Annotated in this window: 14 protein-coding genes; 9 read left to right on the top strand and 5 right to left on the bottom strand. The window is 73.1% G+C overall.

What is annotated here, in order from left to right; translation table 11 throughout:
- Nucleotides 1-26: 26 nt before the first annotated feature.
- Nucleotides 27-1,448 (bottom strand): DUF1116 domain-containing protein, encoded by a 1,422-nt coding sequence (locus ACI791_RS16340; RefSeq protein ID WP_456586993.1) that lies wholly within the window; start codon nucleotides 1,446-1,448, stop codon nucleotides 27-29.
- Nucleotides 1,445-2,950 (bottom strand): FdrA family protein, encoded by a 1,506-nt coding sequence (locus ACI791_RS16335; protein ID WP_456586992.1) that lies wholly within the window; start codon nucleotides 2,948-2,950, stop codon nucleotides 1,445-1,447. Before ACI791_RS16335 ends, ACI791_RS16340 begins: the two co-directional genes overlap by 4 nt.
- Before the next feature lie 183 nt (nucleotides 2,951-3,133).
- Between ACI791_RS16335 and ACI791_RS16330 the strand changes: the two genes are divergently transcribed.
- The 6 genes from ACI791_RS16330 (at nucleotide 3,134) to ACI791_RS16305 (ending at nucleotide 10,340) form a co-directional block, all read left to right on the top strand.
- Complete coding sequence (locus tag ACI791_RS16330) at nucleotides 3,134-4,609, top strand: uracil-xanthine permease family protein (protein WP_456586991.1); 1,476 nt, start codon at nucleotides 3,134-3,136, stop codon at nucleotides 4,607-4,609.
- Nucleotides 4,610-4,850: 241 nt separating this feature from the next.
- A complete protein-coding gene (locus ACI791_RS16325) occupies nucleotides 4,851-5,720 on the top strand; it encodes an FAD binding domain-containing protein (protein ID WP_347058836.1) in 870 nt (289 codons plus the stop codon).
- Nucleotides 5,717-6,232 (top strand): (2Fe-2S)-binding protein, encoded by a 516-nt coding sequence (locus ACI791_RS16320; RefSeq protein ID WP_456586990.1) that lies wholly within the window; start codon nucleotides 5,717-5,719, stop codon nucleotides 6,230-6,232. Before ACI791_RS16325 ends, ACI791_RS16320 begins: the two co-directional genes overlap by 4 nt.
- The gene (gene cutA / locus ACI791_RS16315) at nucleotides 6,229-8,652 is read left to right on the top strand and encodes an aerobic carbon-monoxide dehydrogenase large subunit (protein WP_456586989.1); all 2,424 of its coding nucleotides are present in this window, start codon (nucleotides 6,229-6,231) and stop codon (nucleotides 8,650-8,652) included. The genes ACI791_RS16320 and cutA overlap by 4 nt, the downstream gene beginning before the upstream one ends.
- A complete protein-coding gene (locus ACI791_RS16310) occupies nucleotides 8,649-9,329 on the top strand; it encodes an SRPBCC family protein (protein ID WP_456586988.1) in 681 nt (226 codons plus the stop codon). Before cutA ends, ACI791_RS16310 begins: the two co-directional genes overlap by 4 nt.
- A gap of 180 nt (nucleotides 9,330-9,509) precedes the next feature.
- Nucleotides 9,510-10,340: an SDR family oxidoreductase gene (locus ACI791_RS16305; protein WP_456586987.1), complete on the top strand. Its 831-nt coding sequence runs from the start codon at nucleotides 9,510-9,512 to the stop codon at nucleotides 10,338-10,340.
- Nucleotides 10,341-10,448: 108 nt separating this feature from the next.
- Here ACI791_RS16305 and ACI791_RS16300 read toward each other — a convergent pair whose 3' ends face one another.
- Nucleotides 10,449-11,201: a thioesterase family protein gene (locus ACI791_RS16300; protein WP_456586986.1), complete on the bottom strand. Its 753-nt coding sequence runs from the start codon at nucleotides 11,199-11,201 to the stop codon at nucleotides 10,449-10,451.
- Between the two features lie 549 nt (nucleotides 11,202-11,750).
- Here ACI791_RS16300 and ACI791_RS16295 point away from each other — a divergent pair.
- Complete coding sequence (locus tag ACI791_RS16295) at nucleotides 11,751-12,188, top strand: winged helix-turn-helix transcriptional regulator (protein WP_456586985.1); 438 nt, start codon at nucleotides 11,751-11,753, stop codon at nucleotides 12,186-12,188.
- 71 nt (nucleotides 12,189-12,259) lie between these two features.
- Here ACI791_RS16295 and ACI791_RS16290 read toward each other — a convergent pair whose 3' ends face one another.
- Nucleotides 12,260-13,393: a serine hydrolase domain-containing protein gene (locus tag ACI791_RS16290; protein ID WP_456586984.1), complete on the bottom strand. Its 1,134-nt coding sequence runs from the start codon at nucleotides 13,391-13,393 to the stop codon at nucleotides 12,260-12,262.
- 316 nt (nucleotides 13,394-13,709) lie between these two features.
- Here ACI791_RS16290 and ACI791_RS16285 point away from each other — a divergent pair, with 316 nt between their 5' ends.
- Entirely contained in the window at nucleotides 13,710-14,351 is a 642-nt protein-coding gene (locus ACI791_RS16285) for an NAD(P)-dependent oxidoreductase (protein WP_456586983.1), read from the top strand.
- Nucleotides 14,352-14,456: 105 nt separating this feature from the next.
- Here ACI791_RS16285 and ACI791_RS16280 read toward each other — a convergent pair whose 3' ends face one another.
- Nucleotides 14,457-15,362: a GGDEF domain-containing protein gene (locus ACI791_RS16280; protein WP_456586982.1), complete on the bottom strand. Its 906-nt coding sequence runs from the start codon at nucleotides 15,360-15,362 to the stop codon at nucleotides 14,457-14,459.
- A gap of 168 nt (nucleotides 15,363-15,530) precedes the next feature.
- On the opposite strand from ACI791_RS16280, the gene ACI791_RS16275 reads away from it, so the two are divergent.
- The gene (locus tag ACI791_RS16275; RefSeq protein ID WP_456586981.1) at nucleotides 15,531-16,739 is read left to right on the top strand and encodes a globin domain-containing protein; all 1,209 of its coding nucleotides are present in this window, start codon (nucleotides 15,531-15,533) and stop codon (nucleotides 16,737-16,739) included.
- Nucleotides 16,740-16,748 lie beyond the last annotated feature (9 nt).

Raw genomic sequence — 16,748 nt, 5'->3', positions numbered from 1 at the left:
AGGACCCCGGGTCCTGCCGGGTCGGCTCAGGCCTTCCGCGCCTCCTCGGCGAGCGCGACCAGGGCCTGCTCGAAGCACTGCTGCGGGGGCTGCACCAGCCCGGCGCCGACCTGGCCGGTGCCGGCGATCCGCCCGGCCATGCCGGTGTTGATCTGCGGCAGCCAGCCGGTGCGGGCGACCCTGAGCACGTCGATGCCGGTCGGTGACCCACGGAAGCCCATGATCGGGATCGCCATCGCCGGGTTCTCGGTGAGCGTCAGCTGGTACATGCGCTCCGTCGTCGCCAGGGCGTCGGGGACGGTGCCGCCGACGAACCGGACGATCGCCGGGGCCGCGGCCATGGCGAAGCCGCCGATGCCGTAGGTCTCCATGATCGCGGAGTCGCCGATGTCGGGGTTGGCGTCGTCCGGGCCGTAGTCGCCCAGGAAGAGCCCGACCGGGGTGTTCGCCGGGCCGGTGAACCAGCGGTCGCCGGTGCCGGCGGTCTGGATGCCGAACTCCGTGCCGTTGCGCGACATCACGGTGAGCATCGTGGAGCCGGGGACGTCGCGGGCGGCGTCGAGCGCGAGCTTCGCCGTCGGCATGCCGAGGTTGAGGAAGAAGTGCTCGTTGCCGCCGATGAACCGCAGCACCGCGGCGATGTCCGACGACGGCACGCCTTCCACCGCGACGATCGACGGCGACAGCTCGCGCAGCGCCATCAGCGAGCCGGCGCGGTTGCGGTTGTGCCCCTCGTCGCCCATCTGGAGCATCTGCGCCAGCACGGCCTTCACGTCGAGCGGGTCGTTGCCGGCGTCGATCGAGCCGCGCACGGCCTTGGACAGCACCGGGCCCAGCACGTCGCGCATCCAGCGCAGCCGGGCCTGCACCTCCTCGTTGAAGGCGCCCATCCGCAGCACCTTGCCGAGGCCCTCGTTGAGGTTGCAGAACGCCTGCCCGCCGGTGACCGGGTCCTCCAGGCACCACATCCACATCGACGGGCTGGTGACCCCGGCCATGGGGCCGACCGTGCGGTGGTGGTGGCAGGGATCGAGGGTCACCGCGCCGGTGGAGAGGAGGATCTCCGCCTCCTCGACGTCCGCCGCCCACCCCTCGAACAGGCAGGCGCCGATCAGCGCGCCGCGCATGGGGCCGGAGGCGTTCTCCCACTCCAGCGGCGGGCCGGAGTGGAGCAACATCCGGTCGGCCAGGCCGATGACCTCGCGGGCGGGCCGGACGTCGACCAGCACCGACCCGGCGGCGAGCAGCCGCTCCACCGCGGTGCGGTTGGCGGCGGCGCGGCGGGTGTCCAGGGCGAGCGCGGCGAGGTCGCCCGGGTCGCCGAAGCCCGGCGGCCGCCAGTCGACGTCGGCCACCTCGGCGCCCTGGGCGCGCAGCGCGTCGGAGAAGACATCGACGCCGGCCGCCACGACGGACGGCGGGCCGGAGAGCAGGTTCCCGAGGTTCATGCGGATGCTCCCAGCAGGTCGAGGGCGTACCGCGTGGCCGCGGCGTTGGACGAGAAGACGGCACAGCCGGCGGCGGCCAGGGCGTCGGCCTGGCGCGACCAGCCCTGCGGATCGCCCTCGGTGCCGATCAGCGCGACGACGACCGGCAGCTGCTTCTGCGCCCGGGCCGCCTGCAGCGCAGGGACCAGCGCGCCGGCCGGATCGGGGTCGGCCCCGTACCCGAGGACGACGTCGAGCAGCAGGACCGCCGGCTCGTCGGCGGCGGCGACGCCGGCGATGGCCTCCAGCCGCAGCGTCGGGTCGATCATCGGGTGCGCGCGGCCCACGGTGAGGGCGTCGTCGCCGAAGTCGACGACCAGGTGGCCGGAGGCGGACAGGTCCGTACCGAGGTCGAGCTCCGGCTCCAGCGGGGTGTTCGAGCGGATGCCGCCGAGCGCCGGGGCGGCGATCAACATGGCCTCGTCGGCGAGCGTGCCGCCGGAGTAGAGGCCCTTGAGCGCCGCGCCGGGAACGGCGGCCTCCGCGGGCCCGGGGCGCGACGGCCACACCGGGACGTCGAGCCCCATGTCGGTCAGCAGCGCCTCGACGGCGGCGGTGAGATCCGGGGTCTCCGCCGACAGCGCGGCGCTGCTGACGGGGACGGAGAGCCCGTCGGCGAACGACGTCACCGCGGCGGCGACCGAGGGCGCCGGCGGCTTGGACACCACCAGCACCCGCTCGGTGGCGGGGTCGGCGTCCAGCGCGGCGAGCGCGTCGAGGGTGGCCAGCCCGCCGACCTCCTCCTTGAGGTCGCGGCCGCCGACGCCGAGCACGTGGGAGACCCCGACGCCGGCCATGTCGAGCAGGCAGGACACCTGCTGGGCGCCCGTGCCCGACGCGGCGACGAGCCCGACCGGGCCGGGGCGGACGACGTTGGCGAAGCCGAGGGCGACGCCGGAGACGATCGCGGTGCCGCAGTCGGGCCCCATGACGAGCACGCCGGCGTCGTGGGCGGCGCGCTTGAGCGCGACCTCGTGCTCGACGGGAACGCCGTCGGAGAAGACCAGCACGCTGCGGCCGGCGGCGATGGCGTCGGCGGCCTCGGCGACGGCGTACTGGCCGGGGACGCTCACGATGGCCAGCGCCGGGGAGTCGGGCGCGAGCTCGTCGAGCCCGGCCCCGACCGTGCGGTGCGCGACGGCGGTGGCGCTGCCGGTGGAGCGCTCCCGCTCGGCCAGCGCGGCGTCGACGTCGGCGAGCGCATCGGCCAGCGCGGCGTCGTCCTCGGCGCGAACGGCGATCAGGAGCTGCTCGGGCGAGGCGTCGCCGGCAGGGGCGAGCCCCATGTTCGCGGCGAGCTCCAGGTTCAGCGGCGTCGCCATGGCGACGAGCACGGCCGAGACGCCGTCGCGGGCGCCGACGCGGCGGCTCACCTGCATCAACTTCACCGAGTCGGCATAGACCCCGGATCGCAGCTGCACCGAGACCGCGGCGTCTCCACAGGAGGGGGCTGAGGGGCTCATCCTCGAAACCGTACCGACAGATCTCTCAGCGGTGAAGTATCGGCATCTGCGTGCAATAACGATTTAGCATTGAGGTACTTCCGCCCACCGGGTGGGGCGTGCCACATTGACGCCTCCCGGTGGGGACGACGACCCGTCGCCCGACACCGCACCGCATCGAAAGTGCACGTCGAGGAGGCACTCATGGCGTTCGGGTGGAAGCTCTACGGGGACGGCAAGACGCCCCCGCTCGGGGAGGCCGTCGCACCCGACGAGCGCCTCTCCTGGCCACGCACGGTCGGCATCGGCGCGCAGCACGTCGTCGCGATGTTCGGGGCGACGTTCGTCTTCCCGATCGTCATGGGGCTGGACCCCAACCTCGCCATCATGATGAGCGGCGTCGCCACGATCATCTTCCTGCTGATCGTGAAGAACCGGGTGCCGAGCTACCTCGGCACCAGCGCCGCCTTCGTCGGCGGTGTGGCCGCGATCCGGGCCAACGGCGGTGACTCCAGCGACGTCGTCGGCGCGCTGCTGGTCGCCGGCGTCGTCCTCGCCCTGGTCGGTCTGCTGATCCACTTCGCGGGCCTGGGCGTCATCAACCGGGTGCTCCCGCCGGCCGTCACCGGCGCGGTGGTCATGCTCATCGGCTTCAACCTCGCCCCGGTCGCCGCGGGCGTGTACTGGCCGCAGGACCAGTGGGTCGCGCTGGCCACGATGGCCTTCGTCATCGTCGCCTCGCTCGCCCTGCGCGGCTTCCTCGCCCGCATCTCGATCCTGCTCGGCCTGATCTTCGGCTACCTGCTGTCGGTCCTGCTGGACGCCACCGCCGGCCAGATCACCTCGGTCGACGGCACGGGCGCGGTCAGCACCCGTGACCGGATCAACTTCGACTCGGTCGCCGACGCCGACTGGTTCGGCTTCCCCGACTTCACCGGGCCGACCTTCTCGCTCAACTTCTCGCTGCTGGTGATCCCCGCGGTGATCGCCCTGGTGGCGGAGAACGCCGGCCACGTCAAGGCCGTCTCCGAGATGACCAAGCGCGACCTCGACCCGTACATGGGCCGTGCCGTCGCGGCCGACGGCATCGCGACCGTCGTCGCCACCTCCGTCGGCGGCTCCCCCACCACCACCTACGCCGAGAACATCGGCGTCATGGCTGCCACCCGCGTGTACTCGACGGCGGCCTACTACGTGGCCGCGGTCGTCGCCATCCTGCTGGGCCTGATCCCCAAGTTCGGCGCGCTGATCAACATCGTCCCGGGCGGCGTGCTCGGCGGCATCACCGTGGTCCTCTACGGGATGATCGGCCTGCTGGGCGCCAAGATCTGGAAGGAGAACCGGGTCGACTTCGCCAACCCGATCAACCTCGTGCCGCTCGCGGCCGGGATCATCATCGGCATCGGCAACGTCACCCTGACCTTCACCGACGAGTACGTGCTCAACGGCATCGCGCTGGGCTCGATCGTCGCGGTCGTCGCCTGGCACGTGGCGCGGGCACTGGCGCCGGCCGAGATGAAGGCGGCGCTGCTCCGCGAGGGCGCGCACCCGGCCGCCGGCAGCACCTTCGGGCACGGCGTCGGCGACGAGGTCAGCTCCGACCCGTCGTCGGTGGACGAGGTCGGCCGCCCCGGCGTCCTCGACGGCAAGACCCCGGGCTCGGACGCACACCGCCGCTGACGCCCGCACCACCCCCCGCCGCCCCCGGCGCCCGGACGACACCGTCCGGGCGCCGGGGGCGGCGTTCGTCCGGAGACGTCGCCGAGGACGTGCGGTGCCGGATACGGGCGGTTGGCGGGGAGCGGGTGGCGCTCCGCGGCCGCCGTTACGAAGTTTTAGCGCTGAGGTACTTTCGCCCGCCTCCACCCGGGTGACAGAGTGACTTCTCCGCCAGCCGCTCGCACGGAGGTGACCGCAGCCGGTGAAGCCCGCCCCCTTCCGCTACGCCGACCCAGGCTCCCTGGACGAGGCCCTCGAGGTCCTCGCCGAGGAGGGCGCCAAGGTGCTCGCCGGGGGCCAGTCGCTCCTGCCGCTCCTCTCGATGCGCCTCGCCGCGCCGGCCACGCTCGTGGACATCAACCGGGTCCCGGGCCTGGGCTCCGTCGAGGCCACCGACGACGGGGTCACCGTGGGGGCGCTGGTCCGCCACCACGCCCTCCTGCACGACGACGGCGCCGCCCGGGTCCAGCCCCTGCTGGCCCGCGCCACGGCGAACGTCGCCCACCCGGCGATCCGGAACCGAGGAACCACCGTCGGGTCGATCGCGCACGCCGACCCGTCGGGCGAGATGACGTCGGTGCTCGCCCTGACCGGCGGCTCCGTCACGGTGGCGACCGCGGCGGGCAGCGAGACCGTCGGGTGGCGGGACCTCTTCGTCGGCCCACTGGAGACGTCGATCACCGGGCCCGCCGTCGTCACCTCCGCCTTCTTCCCCGCCCTGCCGGCCCACTCGGGCACCGCGTTCGCCGAGGTCGCCCGCCGCAAGGGCGACTACGCGGTCTGCGGCGCGGGCGTCGTCGTCACGCTGGACGCCGACCGGCGGGTGGAGTCGGCCCGCGCCTCCTACGTCTCGGTGGGCCTGACCCCCGAGGTGCATGATCTGACCGAGGCCGTCGCCGGGTCGCCGGTGGAGAAGGCCGACTGGGCGGCTGCCGGCGCGCTGGCGCGGACACTGGTGGACCCGGACACCGACATCCACGCCAGCGCCGACTACCGGCGCCTGCTGGTGGGTGTGCTCACCGAACGAACTCTGGCCGAGGCTGCCGCCGAAGCCGCTGGGAGGGCCGCATGACCGCCGTCGACACCGAGCGGACCATCACCGTCACCGTGAACGGTGTTCCCCGTGAAGCCACCGTGCCGGTGCGCCGGCTGCTGTCCGACGCCCTGCGGCACGACCTGGGGCTGACCGGTACCCACGTCGGCTGCGAGCACGGCGTCTGCGGAGCGTGCACGGTGATCGTCGACGGCGCTCCGGTGCGCTCGTGCCTGATGCTCGCCGTCCAGGTGCACGGGTCGGAGGTGCGCACCGTGGAGGGGCTGGCGCACGACGACCACCAGGGCGGCCAGGTGCTGCACCCGGTGCAGGAGGCCTTCCGCGAGTGCCACGCGCTGCAGTGCGGGTTCTGCACGCCGGGCTTCCTCATGACGATCGCGGCCGGGCTCGAGGGGCGCGACAACTCGGTGGAGATCACCGAGGAGGAGGTCGACGAGATGGTCGGCGGCAACCTCTGCCGGTGCACCGGCTACGCCAACATCAAGAAGGCCGTGCACACCGCGGCCGCCGCGATGAGGGACGACGCGTGACGACGAAGCTCTTCGGCGAGCCGGTCCGCCGGCGTGAGGACCAGCGGCTGATCACCGGCAAGGGCCGCTACCTGGACGACATCGGCTCGCAGGCGCTGGCCGCCGCGTTCGTGCGCTCGCCGCACGCGCACGCCCGCATCGTCTCCGTCGACGTCGACGAGGCGCTGGACGTCGAGGGTCTGGTGGCCATCTACACCTACGAGGACCTGACCGGCCCGATGGCCGAGCCGCTGCCGGTGCTCATCCCGCACCCGCAGCTGCACGCCCCGCGCACCGGGTTCCCGCTCGCGAACGGCGAGGTCAACCACGTCGGCGAGCCCGTCGTCATGGTGGTGGCCACCGACCGGTACGTGGCCGAGGACGCCGTCGAGAAGATCGTCGTCACGTACGAGGAACTGCCCGTCGTGGTCGGCGTGGACGCCGCCCGCGCGGCGCGCCACGCGGTGCACGAGGAGATCCCGGACAACGTCGCGGCCCGGCACCACCAGGAGACCGGCGACGTCGAGCCGGTGCTGGCCGCCTCGCCGCGCACGCTGAGTTTCACCCAGTACATCGAGCGCAGCGCCTGCATGCCCATGGAGGGCAAGGGCGTGCACGCCCGCTGGGACGCCGACGACTCCTCGCTGCGCGTCTACACGAGCACCCAGGCGTCGACGTCGGTGCGCGCGGCGATCGCGGCGAAGTTGAACCTCTCGCTGGACAAGGTCGAGGTGATCGCGCCCGACGTCGGCGGCGGCTTCGGCGTGAAGATCGTGCACCCGTGGCCCGAGGAGCTGCTGGTGCCGATGGCCGCCATCGCCCTGGGCCAGGAGGTGAAGTGGGCCGAGGACCGGCGCGAGCACTTCATCGGCTCGGCGCACGAGCGCCAGCAGCGACAGGAGATCACCGTCGGGTACGACGACGACGGCCGGATCACCGCCCTCGACGTGCACATCTGGCACGACAACGGCGCCTACACGCCCTACGGGATCATCGTGCCGATCGTGACGGCGACCCAGCTGGTCGGGCCGTACGCGCTGCCGGTGTACCGGGTGATCGTGGAGTCGGTGTTCACCAACACCGTCATCGTGACGCCGTACCGCGGCGCCGGGCGGCCGCAGGGCTGCTACGCGATGGAGCGGACGATGGACCGCATCGCCGATGAGCTCGGCCTGGACCGGGCGCTGGTGCGCGAGCGGAACCTCATCCAGCCCGATCAGTTCCCCTACGACCACCACCTGACGTTCCAGGACGGCCGGCCGGTCATCTACGACTCGGGCGACTACCCGGGGCTGATGGTGAAGCTGAAGGACCTCGTGGGCTGGTCCTCGGTGGACGAGCTCCGAGCCGGAGCCGAGGCGCGCGGGAAGCTCCTCGGCGTCGGGATGGCGCTGTACGTGGAGGGCACCGGGCCCGGGCCGTACGAGGGCGGGCACGTGCAGGTGCTGGGTTCCGGCAAGGTGCTGGTGTCCACCGGGCTCACCTCGCAGGGACAGGGGCACGAGACGGCATTCGCGCAGATCGTCGCCTCCGAGCTCGGTGTGCCGATCGAGGACGTCGAGGTGACCACCGGCGACACCCGGCGCTTCGGCTACGCCGTCGGCACGTTCGCCTCGCGGGCCGCGGTGATGAGCGGCAACGCGATCGCGCTGGCCGCGCGCGGGGTGCGGGAGAAGGCGCTGCGGATCGCCGCCGAGGTGCTGGAGGCGTCGCCCGAGGACCTGGAGATCGACGAGGGCCTCGTGCAGGTGAAGGGCGTGCCGGGCACCTCGATCCCGCTGCGCACGGTGGCGGTGCTGTCGAACCCGCTGCGGTACGCCTTCGACGAGGCGGCCCGGCAGGCGACCCAGTTCGCCGGCCCGAACGACGACTCCAAGCCGCCGGTGGCGCCGGGCGACGCGCCCGGGCTGGAGCACCGCGACTACTACTCGCCGATCCGGTCGACGTTCGCCTCCGGGGCGCACGCGGCGATCGTGGAGATCGACCCGGCGACGTGGGAGATCGACGTCGTGAAGTACGCGGTGGTGCACGACTGCGGCAACGTGGTGAACCCGATGATCGTCGAGGGCCAGGTGCACGGCGGCGTGGCCCAGGGCGTCGGCGGGGCGCTGTACGAGCGGATGGCCTACGACGCCGACGGGCAGCTGCAGAACGCCTCGTTCATGGACTTCCTGATGCCCTACGCGTCGGAGGTCCCGGACATCGACATCGACCACCAGCAGACGCCGTCACCGCTGAACCCGCTGGGCATCAAGGGCGCCGGGGAGGCCGGCGTCATCCCGGGGACGGCGGCCCTGGCCTCGGCGATCGAGGACGCGGTGGGACGGCGGATCGCCTCGATGCCGATCTCGCCGACCGAGCTGTACGACCTGGTGCGTTCCCCTGATTCGGAGAAGACCGCTGCGGCCGGGCGCCGGGCGGGGACTGGAGTGATGGCGTGAACCTGGACGGCTCTGCGGTTCTCTCGGGCGACCCGGAGAAGGTGTGGTCGGTGATCACCGACCCGGCCGTGCTGGCGCGCACGATCCCGGGCTGCGAATCGCTGGAGCAGGTCGGGGACGACGAGTACAAGATGAACGTCTCCGTCGGCGTCGGCGCGATCCGCGGCACGTACGCCGGTGAGGTGAAGCTGTCCGACAAGCAGCACCCGGCGTCCTACGTGATGCACGCCTCCGGCGCCGGTGCCCCGGGGAACGCACGGGCGACGGTGACGATCAACCTCTCACCCGCCGAGGACGGCAGGACCAACCTGACCTACTCGGCCGACGCCGTGATCGGCGGACCGGTGGCCGGCGTGGGCCAGCGGATGATCACCGGCGTGGCCAAGCGGATGGCCGGCCAGTTCTTCAAGGCGATCGACGACGAGCTGACGGGCGCGGCTGTGGCTGCTCCGGCAGCGGCCCGGCCGACGGCCGCTGCGGTCAGCGGCACGTCGGTCTCTGCTTCCACTGGGGAGCAGAGCCCGACTGCTGCACCCCCCGTGTTCGCCGGCACGGCCGCCGGCGTTCCGGCGGGAACGTCCAGCGATGCGCAGACGCTCGCGCTGGGCGCCGCCGGCGGTGCCCTGCTGACGCTGATCGGTGTCCTCGTGGGCTACCGCCTCGGCCGCCGGGTGTAGTCCCGTCGCCCGTCCTGTGATCCCTGTCAGGGTCGGGCGCCGACATCGTCGACGAGCTGTCCTCCGACCACCGACCCTGGCGGACTCCCGTCATCCGGGCCACGCCGGCGGGGACGGAGCGGAACAGGACGGGGAACGCGGGCGCTGACGACGGCGGACGCCCGACGAAGGAGATTCCGCATGCCCAAGACCTGGTTCATCACCGGCGCATCCCGTGGCTTCGGCCGCGAGTGGTCGATCGCCGCCCTCGAGCGCGGCGACGCCGTCGCCGCCACCGCCCGGAACACCGACAGCCTCGGCGACCTGGTGCGGCAGTTCGGCGACAGGGTGCTGCCGGTCGAGCTCGACGTCGACGACCGCGATGCCGTCTTCGCGGCCGTGCAGCAGGCGCACGACCACTTCGGCGCGCTGGACGTCGTCGTCAACAACGCGGGCTACGGCCAGTTCGGCATGGTCGAGGAGATCAGCGAGGCCGAAGCCCGCGCCCAGTTCGACACCAACGTCCTCGGCGCCCTGTTCGTGACCCAGGCCGCCCTGCCCTACCTGCGGGCCCAGCGCTCCGGCCACATCCTGCAGGTCAGCAGCATCGGTGGGATCAGCGCGTTCCCGAACATCGGCATCTACCACGCCTCCAAGTGGGCGCTGGAGGGGTTCAGCCAGTCACTGGCCGCGGAGGTTGCCGACTTCGGCATCAAGGTGACGATCATCGAGCCCGGCGCCTACGCCACCGAGTGGGGCGGCGCCTCGGCCAAGCACGCCACCCCGAATCCGGCCTACGACGACTTCCGCGAGAAGGCCGCCGAGCAGCGGAAGGTCCGCGCCGGCAACCCGGGCGATCCGCTCGCCACCCGCGAGGCGGTGCTGCAGCTCGTCGATGCGGAGAACCCGCCGCTGCGCATCTTCTTCGGCGACGGCCCGCTGGCGATCGCCGAGCGCGACTACGAGTCCCGGCTGACCGAGTGGCGCGCATGGGAGCCGCTCTCCAAGGCGGCGCACGGCAGCAAGGGCTGAGCCGGGGCGGGCCACGCCGGGGACCGTGCCCGCGGGCCAGGTGATCAGCACCCACCGAGGGCTGTCCGCGAACCGGTCCGGGCAGCCCTCGGTACGTTCTCGTCGGCGTCAGCCCGCGAGCAGCCGCCGGGTCTGGCGGCCGAGGGCGACCAGCGAGCCGTCCTCCGCCCGCAGCCCCACGTCGTCGATCGCGACGTCGGCGTCGCACCAGACGGTGCGCTGGTCCACCCGCACCCACGCCCCGGTCCCGGGCACCGGCCCCGCGAGGTGGGCGGTCAGCTCGACCGTGGGCATCGCCGCCGGCACCGTACGGACGGCGAACAGCGACGGGGGGAGCACATCCAGCAGCACCCCGAGCTGGACCAGCGGCTCCAGCTCCGCGCCCCGGATGCGCACCCACGCGTGCAGGCGCGGCTCGGCGCCCCCGGCCAGCGGGCGCGACGTGCCCAGCGCCCGGATCTCGGTGTGCTCGGCGACCGGCACGTACTCGGGCGGCAGCTCGAACGGAACGCCGTCGGCGATCCGCGGCGGCTCGGCCGCCGCCCAGTGCTCGATCCCCGGGGACGCCGGGCGCGCCAGGGTGAGCGTCTGGGCCACCGCGCGGAGGACGCCGTCCTGGACCAGCTCGCTGCGCACGCTGCCGGTGCGGCCGCCGCGGTCGGCGGTCGCCGTCACCACCGCCTCGACGCCGGGGGCGACGCCGCCCGTCAGGTGCGCGGTCACCGCGCGCGGGGGCGCACCGGCCAGCGCCGCGGCGGCCGCGAGCAGGTGGCCGACGACCAGCCCGCCCTGCGTGTGGGTGAACGACCGCCAGCTCGGGTCGAAGGAGAGCCGACGTCCGGACGTGGTGGCGAGGGTCATGGGGTCCTCTCAGCGGACGGAAGGGGGTCGGGGTGCCGGTGGGCGGCGCGCCCGGGGGCAGGGCGGACGATGCCGCCGCCGCCGACAGGTTGGCGAGCGTCAGCCCGACGCCCAGGCCGGTGAGCAGCTGCCCGGGGAGGAAGGCGGTGACGTACTGGGGATCCGTGCCCACCTGCGCCAGCCACCAGGGCCCGCCGAGGGCGAACAGCGGAGCCCGCCTCGATCGCCGAGTAGCCCCAGCCGCCGGTCAGCCACAGCACGGTGCCCAGCAGCATCGCGGCGAAGGCGGCCATGAAGGCGTGCGCAGCAGCAGGGCCGACGACGTCGCCGTCACCATCGCCGCACCCGCAGACAGCACGACCCGGAAGGCGACCAGGCTGCCCACGCCCCAGGCGGGCGCGCAGCCCAGCGAGCCGGCACCGCAGGTGCCCAGGCCGGGGAGGACGACCCGCCGTCGTGCTCATGCGCACCCCTGCCGCCGACGGTTCGACATCCGAACCGAGGGAGTCGGACGTTACACGACTTGGTTCGACATGCGAACCTCGAGGCATGACGCGACTGGACGAGCTACCGGGCCGGCGCTGCTCCATCGCGGGCGCGCTCGACGTCGTCGGCGACCGGTGGGCGCTGCTGATCGTCCGCGAGGTGTCGCTGGGTGCCCACCGGTTCAGCGAGATCCTGCGGGGCACCGGTGCGCCCCGGGAGCGGCTGACCGCCCGGCTGAACGCCCTCGTGACCGCCGGCGTGCTGGAGCGTCGCGAGTACAGCCGGAGCCCGCCGCGGGCCGACTACCACCTGACGAAGGCCGGCCGGGACCTGCTCCCGGTGCTGCAGGCGCTCATGCAGTGGGGCGACCGCCACGTCGCCGACACCCCGCCGGTCGAGCTCCACCACCACGGGCACCGCATCTCGGCCTCCTGGGTGTGCGACGTCTGCGGCGAGCCGGTCGGGCGCGACACCGAGCGGCACGTTCCCGGCGGGCACTGACCGGACGCGCCTCGCGCGGGGGACGAGGGCTCCGGCCACCACCGGCAGCAACCGGGCGGCGCCGAGCCCCCTCAGCCCAGGGCGGCGTAGACGGCGCGGACGTAGGCCTCGCTCCGCGGAGAACCGATCAACCCGCTGCCCATCCTGTTCATCATGTAGCTGATCGTCAGCCGCCGGTCGAGGTCCATCACCACCAGCGAGCCACCCCAGCCGCCCCAGAAGAACGTCCGGCCCGCGGGCACGTAGGGGACCGTCGGGGAACCCAGGCAGAAGCCCATCCCCCACCGGAACGGCGCGCCGAGCACCAGGTCCTCGCCGTCGGCCTGCTGGTCGAACACCTTCTCGACCGTCTCCGGCGACAGCAGCCGGACACCACCGGCCTCGCCGCCCAGCGAGAGGATCCGCAGCACCCGCATGACGCCGCGGGCGTTGGAGTGCCCGTTCAGCGCGCCGAGGTCGGCGGCCCGCCACTCCGGGGAGTTCGCCGCCTTCGCCGACGCGGTCGGCCCGGTGAAGGTCTTGACGCTCACCGACCCGGGGTCCAGCGTGCGCGGGTCGACGTCGGGCCGCGGTGGGGGCACCACCGGCGCGATCCGGGACACCTCGGACTCCCGCGCCCCGACCTGGAAGTCCGCCCCCAGCGGATCGGCGACGTTGTCGGCGACGAACTTCTTGAACGTCGTGTTCGTGATCCGCCGGATGACCTCGCCGACCAGGTGCCCCTGGTTGTTGGCGTGGTAGCCCGAGGCCGTTCCCGGCTCCCACCAGGGACGCTGCTGGGCCAACCGCTCGGTGGCCGAAGGCCAGTCGTACATGTCGCGGATGGAGAAGGGCTGCTCCCAGCCCGAGACGCCGGAGGTGTGCGAGAGCAGATGGCGCACCTGGACGTGCTTCTTGCCCTTGGCGCAGAACTCCGGCCAGTAGTCGCCCACCGGCGCGTGGAGGTCCAGCTCGCCGCGCTCGACCAGCAGCAGCGCCGACAGCGCCAGCACGCACTTGGTCGTCGACCAGACGTTGACGATGGTGTGCTCGGACCACGGCTGGGTGCGGGCCTCGTCCCGGTAGCCGCCCCAGAGGTCGACGACGGTCTCGCCGTCGAGGTCGACGGCGATCGACGCGCCGAGCTCCTCGCCGTCCAGCTGCTGCGCCAGCGCTTCGCGCACCCCGGCGAACCGCTCGTCGCACCTGCCGTGGACCTCCGCCATGAGCCCTCCTCGTCGCGACCCCGACTGCCGCCTGCTGTGGATGAGACCACCACACACTCGCCGCCCGGACCGGTGCCCGCCACCGCGCGGGCCCGCCCGCCGAGGAGAGCGCCCGTTCGGCCGGGTGGGCCGCCGGCAACCCCGGACGACGTCGGCTCCCCGGTCGAGCGGCAGCGGTACCGCGCCACGTGGTGCGGCTACGCCCCGGCCGGCTCCGTTCTCATCGGCACAGACCCCGGTCAGTGATGGAATGCTCAACCATCGGTGCCCGTTGCCCCGCCCGGAACGACCACTCGAGCAGCACGGAGGAATCGACATGGCACGGATCGGCGTGTTCGGCGGAACCGGTTACGCGGGCGGCGCGCTCGTCGCCGAGGCGGCCCGGCGGGGTCACGCGGTGACCTCCTACAGCCGGAGCCTCCCCGACCAGCGGGTCGACGGCGTCGAGTACGTGGCGGGGTCGCTGCTGGACGAGGGCACCCGCCGCACCGCCGTCGAGGCCGCCGACGTGATCGTGGTCGCCGTCGCCCCCCGCGGGGACATGGCCGGCTCCGTGCGCGGTGGCATCGCCGCCCTGGCCGCCGACGCCGAGCGGGCCGGCGTCCGGCTGGGCGTCATCGGCGGTGCCGGGTCGCTGCAGGTCAGCGAGGGAGGACCGCTGCTGTTCGACACCTCCGAGTTCCCCGCCGACTACCGCCCCGAGAGCCTGGAGATGGCCGGGGCCCTGGACGACCTGCGGGCCACCGAAAGCCTGGACTGGTTCTACCTCTGCCCACCGGCGGGCTACGGCGCCTTCGCCCCCGGGGAGCCGCGGGGCACCTACCGGGTGGGCGACGACGTCCTGCTGACCGACGAGCAGGGCAACTCCTTCATCGGCGGCGCAGACTTCGCCCTCGCCCTGGTCGACGAGATCGAGCGGCCGGCCCACCGCCGGGCGCGCTTCACCGTCGCCTACTGATCCGCGGAACCCGGGGCGTGCACCGGGACCGGGTCGTCCAGGTCCTCGCGCGGAGCTCCGTTCAGCCGTCGGTACGGCCGGCGGCGCGGGCACACATCGGCCCGGTCAGGCGCGCGCGGTCCGCCGGCGCTGGGAGCTCTTCGCCCCGTACATGGCGCGGTCGGCGCGGGCGATCACGTCGTCGGCCGCCTCGTCGGGGTGCCCGACGGCCAGACCCACGCTGACCCCGATGACCAGCGGTCCGTCCGGCCCGGGAAAGGGCACGCCGAGCCGCGCGACGACGCGGCGGGAGAGGTCGGCGAGCTCCTGCTCGTCGCTGCGGGGGCTGAGGATGACGAACTCGTCGCCGCCGAAGCGCGCCACCAGGTGGTCCGCTCCGGCCACCTCCACCAGGCGGGTGGCCGCCTCGGCGAGCAGCCGGTCGCCGACCCCGTGCCCGTACTCGTCGTTGACCGTCTTGAAGTCGTCGAGGTCGCAGAACAGCACCCCGCAGCCGCCCGATCCGAGCTGGACGGCGAGCATGTCGAACAGCGCGCCCCGATTGGCCACGCCGGTGAGCAGGTCGGTCCGGGTCTGCTCGTGCAGCCGGGCCTCGCGCGCCCGGTCGTCGGTGACGTCGAGGCCGACGCAGGCGATCCCGTAGGGCCGCCCGTCGTCGTCGAGCAGGACGGTGTTGCGCATGGTCACCCGGCGCAGCTCGCCCCGGGCGTCGATCCAGTCGGCCTCCTGCGGGTGAGCCTTCCCGCTCGCGATCGCCAGGCGCACGGCGTCCTCGGCGTACGGCACGTCGGCCGGGGTCACCCACACGTCGACGAACCGCCGGCCGACCAGCGCGTCGTCGTCGCGGCCGGTGAAGCGCTGCAGGGCCGGGTTGGCGAGCACGATGCGGCCCTCGGCGTCGATGATGCACAGCAGCGCGTCCACCGCCTGCACGAAGGCGTGTGCCATCTGCACCTGCAGCAGGGCGGGGCCCGCCTCGCCCTGCTGGGCCGAGCCTCCCTGCGCCTTCATCAGGCCTCACTCCTGGCAGTCATCAGACGGATTCGTTCCGCACCCGGAGCTGCGAACATACGACGCCGCGGCGTTCCCCGGACCCTTTCCGGAGCTGCCCCGCCACCCCGGGTTGCCTAACGTGGATCGCGGAACCAGCACGCCGCAGCCCAGGGGGAAGGAACCCGCATGCTCTCCGAGAGGTCCACACCCGTCATCCAGGCGACGCTGCCGGTGGTGGCGGAGAACATCCAGGAGATCGCCCGGCGCTTCTACGCGCATCTGTTCGGAGAGCACCCGGAGCTGCTCGACGGCACGTTCAACCGGGGCAACCAGACCGAGGGCACCCAGCAGCTCGCGCTGGCCGGCTCGGTCGCGGTCTTCGCCAGCGCGCTGGTCAACCACCCCGACCGGTTGCCCGAGCACCTGATGAGCCGCATCGCGCACAAGCACACCTCGCTGGGCATCACGCCCGAGCAGTACCAGGTCGTCCACGACAACCTGTTCTGGGCGATCGTCGACGTCCTCGGCGACGCCGTCACACCCGAGGTGGCCGCCGCCTGGGACGAGGTCTACTGGTTGATGGCCAACGCGCTGATCAACCAGGAACGCGGCCTCTACAGCGCCCGCGGGGTGCGGCCGGACACCGTCTGGCGGCCGTGGGAGGTCACCGAGAAGGTCGCCGAGACCGACGACGTCGTCACCTTCCGGGTGCGGCGGGTCGACGACCGGCTGGTCAAGACGTCATTGCCCGGCCAGTACGTGACCGTGCGGCCGGTCATGCCCGACGGCGTCCGCCAGCCCCGGCAGTACAGCCTCACCCGGGCCGACGACGGCGAGCACCGCCAGTTCTCCGTCAAGCGGGTGCGCGGCGGCGACAAACCCGACGGGGAGGTCTCCAACCTGCTGCACGACTCCGTCGACGTCGGCGACCGGCTGGAGCTGTCAGTCCCCTTCGGCGACGTCGTCCTCGACGACTCCGGCCGGCCGGTGGTGTTCGCCAGCGCCGGCATCGGCATCACGCCGATGGCCGGGATGCTCTCGCACCTCGCGCACGCGGGTTCGGGTCTCGACGTCCGGCTGTGGCACGCCGACGTGGACGAGGAGTCCTGGGCGCTGCGGCAGCAGGTGCTCGGCGACCTCGGAAAGCTGCCGAAGGCCTCGGTGCACGTCTGGTTCGAGCGGGGAGCCGAGTGCTCGCTGCCGGTCACCGGGGTGCACGCCGGGCAGATGGACCTCGCCGACGTCGAGCTGCCGTGGGGCGCGGTCTACTACCTCTGCGGCCCGCTGCCGTTCATGCAGGCGCTGCGCAGCGCGCTGATCGACGAGGGCGTTCCGGCGAAGGACATCCAGTACGAGGTGTTCGGCCCCGACCTCTGGCAGGCCGACCTGGATTGAGCGCCGAGC

Source organism: Blastococcus sp. SYSU DS0973 (genome assembly GCF_054051055.1).
Note: the sequence above shows the minus strand (reverse complement) of the source record. Positions and strands in the feature narration are given on the sequence as shown.